Raw genomic sequence first — 6,174 nt, forward strand, 5'->3', positions numbered from 1 at the left:
CGCAGGTCACGCGCCCGGCGCCGATGCCGGCAGCATCGGCGGCGCCGTGTTTTCGCTGCTGCTGGTCATCGGCCTGATCCTTGGCCTGGGCTGGCTCGCGAAACGGATGCCCGGCATGCAGCGCGCCGGCGCGTCCTCGCAGTTGAAGATCGTCGCCAGCGTCGCGCTCGGCCCGCGCGACCGCGCCGTGGTGCTCGACGTCGGCGGCCAACAGGTGCTGGTGGGCGTAGGCCAGGGCGGGGTACGCACCTTGCACACGCTCGAGCATCCGCTGCCCGTCGTCGAATCGACGGCACCGTCCGCCTTCGCGCATGTGCTCGCGCAGCATTTCGGCAGGAAACCATGAGCGTTCCGTTCGACCGCCTGACGCGCACGGTGTGCGCACTCGCACTGCTGCTGGGCCTCGCGTTCGGGCTGCTGGGCAATGCGGCCCACGCGCAGGCGCCGGCAGCCGCAGCCGCAATGACGCAGGCGCCGATCGCTTCGCCCGCGCCATCGCGCCCGCTGCCTGCCGTGAACGTGGGCCAGATCGGCGGCCAACCGGTGAGCATGCCGCTGCAGGTGCTGCTGCTGATGACCGGCATCACGCTGCTGCCGGCGGCGCTGATGGGCATCACGGCATTCACCCGCATCATCATCGTCCTCGGCCTGCTGCGGCAGGCGCTCGGAACCGGTCAGACCCCCAGCAACCAGGTTCTGCTCGCACTCGCGCTGTTCCTCACCTTCATGGTGATGACGCCGACGTTCGATGCCGCGTGGAGCGCCGGCATCTCGCCGTATCTCGACGGCCACATGGATTTCAAGTCCGCGTGGGGCGCTGCATCGCAGCCGTTCCGCGCCTTCATGCTGGCGCAGGTGCGCGACACCGACCTGATGACGTTCGCCGGCCTCTCGCACACCGGCCCGTACGCGACGCCGAACGACGTGCCCTTCAGCGTGCTGGCCGCTTCGTTCCTGACCAGCGAGCTGAAGACGGCGTTCGAGATCGCATTCCTGATCTACATCCCTTTCGTGATCATCGACCTCGTGGTAGCGAGCGTGCTGATGTCGATGGGCATGATGATGATGTCGCCGATGATCATCTCGGCCCCCTTCAAGATCCTGCTGTTCGTGCTCGTGGACGGCTGGGTACTCGTCGTCGGCTCGCTCGCGGGCAGCTTCAACCCGGTGGGATAGCCATGACGCCTGAAGTCGCAATGTCGGAAATCACGCGCGGCCTGGAAATGGCGCTGCTGCTCGGCGCGCCACCGCTGCTCGCCGTGCTCGGCGTCGGTGTCGTCGTCGGCGTCGTGCAGGCGGCCACGCAGATCAACGAACAGACGATCGGATTCGTGGTGAAGGCCATCGCGCTCACCGCCACCATCGCGGTGATGGGGCATTTCCTGCTGGGGCGGCTGGTGTCGTTCACGGCCGATCTGTTCCAGCGGATACCGCAGCTGATCGGCTGAGCCGGGTCGCGGCGCGCCGGCGCGCCTCCCGTTACGCTTCCGTGCACCGAGACGCTGCGAGAGTGCGAACTCTCCTGCATCGGCCACGGCGCGCCTTACCGATGAGATCGCCCGTACTCCTGCTGCTGCTCGCAACGACAGCGCACGCAAGCGGCTTCGACGCGCGCGTCGCAGCCGCGAAGGCGGCGATCGCAATGCCGGGCGGCCGCGCCTACGACATGGCGATGGTGCCGGCGATCCATGCCGCGATCGTTCCCTGCGTTCCGGCAAGCCCTGACCCTGCGGGTGCGGGCGCATTCGTACTCGTCGCTGACGTCGACAGCACAGGCCGCGTGCTTTCGGCCGACGTACGACCCGCCTCGCCGATCGCACGCTGCTTCGCCCGGCACCTCGGCGCCGACCGTCTCCGCAGGCCGCCGGCGCATCTGCCGCGAACCTGGCCGATCGTCGTGAACATGCAGACGCGCCGCTAGCGACCCACGCCGGGACGCGACGGAATGGGCCTTGCATCCAGCGGCCCGATGGATCCCGTCACCCTCACCACTGCGCAAGGCCTGAACCTGTTCGGCATGCTCGCGTCGGTGCTCTGGTACGCCCTGCGCATCGGCGCGGCGATCCAGGCGCTGCCGATGGTGGGTGGCCGCGGCATCCCCGCGCGGTCGCGGCTCGTGTTGACGATCGCCATCGCGGCCGCCCTGTCGCAGATGCTGCCGGCGCCACCGCCGGCCGGGGTCAACGCCGCGACGTTCCTGGCCGTCGGCCGCGAATTTGCGATGGGCATCGCGATCGGGCTGATGCTGCGCATCGCGTTCGAAGCGGGCGAGGTCGCCGGCCAGCTGGTCAGCCAGGGCATGGGGCTGGCGTCGGCGACCCTGGCGAATCCCACCAGTGGCGAGTCGTCGCCCGTCGTCGCGCAGTGGTTCTTCCTGAGCTTCGGGCTGGTGTTCTTCGCCAGCGACGGCCACCTGGCGCTGATCCAGCTGCTCTTCGACAGCTACGGATCGATGCCCGTGGGCGCGCCGATCCACGACTGGGGCGCATTCGTCTCGTCGGTGCCACAGTTCTTCGGCGTGGCGCTGCGCACCGGCCTGCTCCTCGCACTGCCCGTGATGATGGCCCTGCTGGCGGTGAACGTGGCCGTCGGGGTGCTCTCGCGCGCGGCACAGCAGCTCAGCCCGATGTCGCTGGGATTTCCGATCGCGTTGCTGGTGGGGCTGGTGCTGCTGATGTCGCTGGCAAGGGAATTGCAAGGCCCGGTGCAACGGCTGTTCGGGGAGGCCTTCCAGGCTGCCCGTGCCCTCACCGGCTGATTTACCGCGATGTCCGAGTCAGGCAACGAAGACCGCACCGAGGCCCCATCGGAAAAGCGCCTGCGCGAAGCCCGCGAGCGCGGCGATTCGCCACGCTCCAAGGAGCTCGCGAACGTGGCCGTGCTGGGCTGCGCCACGCTGGCGCTGAAGGCAACAGGCCCGCACATCGGCGCCGCCTCGCGCGACTGGATGCGCAACGCACTGCAGATCGAACCGGGCCTCATCGGCCATCCCGACCGGCTGACCGCGTATGCGGGAAAGACCGCCGCTGCGCTGGTCATGCCACTGGCGCCGCTGATGCTCGCCACCATCGCCGGTTGCTTCGTCGCGCCCGCGCTGATGAGCGGTCTGCGCTTTTCGTCGTCCGCGCTCAAGGCCGACTTCACGCGCCTCAGTCCGGCGGCCGGGCTGTCGCGCATGTATGGCCGGGAGTCGTTCGCCGAGCTCGCCCGCTCCGTACTGCGCCTGCTGCTGATCGGCGGGATCGCCGCGATCGTCATCAAGGGCTCGATGGGACGGCTGATGGACATGCCGTCGCAGTCGCTGGAAATGGCGGTCGCCAACGGCGTCGATGCCGTGCTGCGCGTGTTCCTTGCGCTGGTGATGGCGATGGGCGTGCTGGCGGCGATCGACGCGCCGTACCAGCGCTTCGCCTGGCGCGCGAAGCTGAAGATGACCAAGCAGGAAGTGCGCGACGAAGCCAGGGAATCGGAAGGCAATCCGGAGATCAAGGCGCGCGCCCGGCACGTGGCGCGCGAGATGGCCAACAAACGCATGATGGACGCCGTGCCGACCGCGGACGTCGTGCTCGTCAACCCGACGCATTACGCCGTCGCGCTCAAGTACGAAGCCGGCGCCATGCGCGCGCCGAAAGTCGTCGCCAAGGGCGTCGACGAAATGGCGCTGCGCATCCGGGAGCTCGCCGGACAGAACAAGGTGACGCTGGTCGAGGCGCCGCCGCTGGCGCGCGCGCTCTATCGCCAGTGCAAGGTGGACGAAGAAATCCCGGTGAAACTCTATGCGGCCGTCGCGCAGGTGCTGACCTACCTGTTCCAGCTGAAGAAATGGCATCCCGCGCGCGGTCCGATGCCGCAGCTGGTGCAGGTCGACGTGGGCGCTGATGGCGCCCCGGATGCCGCGAATGGAGCGGGCGCATGAGCCGCGCCGCCGGGGTGATCGCCGCGCTGAAGGGCGGCGCCGCTGCACCGATCGTCGTGCTCGGAATGCTGGCGATGGTGACGGTGCCGCTGTCGCCGATCGTGCTGGACGCGTTCTTCACCATCAACATCGCGTTGTCGCTGGTGGTGCTGCTCGCAGTCGTCTACGTCAAGCGCCCGCTCGAATTCTCGGTGTTCCCCAGCGTGCTGCTGATGGTGACGCTGCTGCGGCTCGCATTGAATGTCGCATCCACGCGCGTGGTGCTGCTGCACGGCCACGAAGGTGGCGCGGCCGCGGGCCATGTCATCGAATCGTTCGGCCAGTTCGTGATCGGCGGCAGTTACGCCGTGGGCCTCGTGGTGTTCGCGATCCTGACGATCATCAACTTCGTCGTGGTGACGAAGGGCGCGGGCCGCATCGCCGAGGTGTCCGCGCGCTTCATCCTCGACGCGTTGCCTGGCAAGCAGATGGCGATCGATGCGGACCTCAACGCCGGCCTGCTATCGCGCGAGGAAGCCAAGGCACGCCGCGAGGACGTGCGCAACGAAGCCGACTTCTACGGCTCGATGGACGGCGCCAGCAAGTTCGTGCGCGGCGATGCCATCGCCGGCCTGCTGATCCTTGCGATCAACCTCGTTGGTGGCGTGTTGATCGGCGTGCTGCAGCACGGCCTGGATTTCAGCCACGCCGCCCAGACGTATTCGCTTCTCGCGATCGGCGACGGCCTGGTCGCGCAGTTGCCGGCGCTGCTGGTGTCGACCGCGGTGGCGATGCTCGTGACGCGCGCGACGACCGAGCAGGAGATGGGCGAGACCGTCAACAAGCAGGTCTTCGGGCACCAGCGCGCGCTGACGGTGGCAGCCTGCCTGCTGGGCCTGATCGGCGTGGTACCGGGCATGCCGAACATCCCGTTCCTGGCGGTCGCCGGCGTGCTCGGCTACACCGCGTGGCGCATGAAGAAGAAGCACGACGCCGCGATGCTCGCCCCTGCGGAGGACACCGCCGCGCCTCCGCCGCCGTCGCCCAATGCCGAACTGACCTGGGACGAGCTGCGCCCGGTCGAGCCTTTGTCGCTCGAAGTCGGCTATCGGCTGATTCCGCTGGTGGACAAGTCGCAGGGCGGCGAACTGCTCGCGCGACTGAAAGGCGTGCGCCGGAAGCTCACGCAGGATCTGGGCTTCCTGATCCCGGCGGTGCACGTGCGCGACAACCTCGAGCTGTCGCCCAACGCCTACCGGATCATGGTGCACGGGGTGCCCGTCGCGACGGGCGAATTGCAGCCCGATCGCGAGATGGCGCTGGATCCCGGCCGCGTATTCGGCCAGCTCGACGGCATCCCGACGCGCGACCCCGCGTTCGGCCTCGACGCCGTGTGGATCGCGCCGACGCAGCGCCCGCATGCGGAATCGCTGGGCTACACCGTGGTCGACCCCGCAACGGTAGTGGCGACGCACCTGTCGCACGTGGTGCGCGAGAAGGCGTCCGAACTGCTCGGCCATGACGAGGTGCAGCAGTTGCTGGCCAACGTCGGCAAGGCGTCACCGAAGCTCGTCGAGGAATTGACGCCGAAGCTGCTGCCCCTGTCGACGATCGTGCGCGTGCTGCAGTCGCTGCTGTCGGAGAAGGTTCCGCTGCGGCAGATGCGGCAGATAGTCGAGGCGCTGCTGGAGCACGGCGCCACCACGCAGGATCCGGCGCTGCTTGTGGCCGCCGTGCGCACCGGGCTGGGCCGCTTCATCGTGCAGGAACTCAACGGCCTCAATGCGGAGCTGCCGGTGTTCACGCTTGCGCCAGCGCTCGAGCGCGTGCTGCAGGATTCGGTGAGCGGCCAGGGCGCGGCGCTGGAGCCGGGCCTGGCCGAACGCCTGCACCAGAACCTCAGCGAATGCGTCACGCGCCAGGAAAGCAAGGGCGAACCCGCCGTGCTGCTGGTGCCGTCGCCGATCCGTTCGTCGATCGCGCGGCTCGTGCGCCACAGCGTGCCGCAGCTCGCGGTGCTCGCCTACGGCGAGGTGCCGGAAGACAAACGGCTGCGGCTGGTGGGTTCGATCGGGTGAGGACTGCCCGGCCAGCGGTCGTCGCCCCCTTGGCGTGACGGACGGCCGGCGCGCCGGGGCGCCTGCAGCGCAGCGGTGGGCCGGAACAGTCCTTCCCGCACGTGATTGGCCCGATTGACCCTGGCTGGCCCGCATGCGTCCGGCCGCGGAGGACGACGGCCGCGCACGCGCCCTGACGCCCGAACACCCTGACGCCAGGCT

Annotated in this window: 7 protein-coding genes; all 7 read left to right on the top strand. The window is 68.9% G+C overall.

Going from position 1 to position 6,174, the window contains the following annotated elements; translation table 11 throughout:
• A partial coding sequence (gene fliO / locus FW784_RS11850; protein ID WP_149353549.1) for a flagellar biosynthetic protein FliO occupies positions 1-346 on the top strand: 346 nt, incomplete at its 5' end.
• Entirely contained in the window at positions 343-1,176 is an 834-nt protein-coding gene (gene fliP / locus FW784_RS11855) for a flagellar type III secretion system pore protein FliP (RefSeq protein WP_149353550.1), read from the top strand. The genes fliO and fliP, both read left to right, overlap by 4 nt.
• Positions 1,177-1,178: 2 nt before the next feature.
• On the top strand, positions 1,179-1,448 hold the full coding sequence (locus FW784_RS11860; RefSeq protein ID WP_149353551.1) for a flagellar biosynthetic protein FliQ: 270 nt from the start codon (positions 1,179-1,181) through the stop codon (positions 1,446-1,448).
• Positions 1,449-1,549: 101 nt separating this feature from the next.
• Entirely contained in the window at positions 1,550-1,921 is a 372-nt protein-coding gene (locus FW784_RS11865; RefSeq protein ID WP_149353552.1) for a hypothetical protein, read from the top strand.
• Between the two features lie 48 nt (positions 1,922-1,969).
• Positions 1,970-2,758, top strand: coding sequence for a flagellar biosynthetic protein FliR (gene fliR / locus FW784_RS11870; RefSeq protein WP_149353553.1), 789 nt, complete (start codon positions 1,970-1,972; stop codon positions 2,756-2,758).
• Between the two features lie 9 nt (positions 2,759-2,767).
• Positions 2,768-3,916: a flagellar biosynthesis protein FlhB gene (flhB, locus tag FW784_RS11875; protein WP_149353554.1), complete on the top strand. Its 1,149-nt coding sequence runs from the start codon at positions 2,768-2,770 to the stop codon at positions 3,914-3,916.
• 65 nt (positions 3,917-3,981) lie between these two features.
• Entirely contained in the window at positions 3,982-5,973 is a 1,992-nt protein-coding gene (gene flhA, locus FW784_RS11880) for a flagellar biosynthesis protein FlhA (protein ID WP_425481642.1), read from the top strand.
• Positions 5,974-6,174: the final 201 nt, after the last annotated feature.

This window comes from Cognatilysobacter lacus (genome assembly GCF_008274655.1).
Lineage (GTDB): Bacteria > Pseudomonadota > Gammaproteobacteria > Xanthomonadales > Xanthomonadaceae > Cognatilysobacter > Cognatilysobacter lacus.

Bases quoted from the DNA above. Each gene is read 5' to 3' on its own strand.
- fliP (WP_149353550.1), top strand. From the start codon at position 343: ATGAGCGTTCCGTTCGACCGCCTGACGCGCACGGTGTGCGCACTCGCA.
- FW784_RS11860 (WP_149353551.1), top strand. From the start codon at position 1,179: ATGACGCCTGAAGTCGCAATGTCGGAAATCACGCGCGGCCTGGAAATG.
- FW784_RS11865 (WP_149353552.1), top strand. From the start codon at position 1,550: ATGAGATCGCCCGTACTCCTGCTGCTGCTCGCAACGACAGCGCACGCA.
- fliR (WP_149353553.1), top strand. From the start codon at position 1,970: ATGGATCCCGTCACCCTCACCACTGCGCAAGGCCTGAACCTGTTCGGC.
- flhB (WP_149353554.1), top strand. From the start codon at position 2,768: ATGTCCGAGTCAGGCAACGAAGACCGCACCGAGGCCCCATCGGAAAAG.
- flhA (WP_425481642.1), top strand. From the start codon at position 3,982: ATGCTGGCGATGGTGACGGTGCCGCTGTCGCCGATCGTGCTGGACGCG.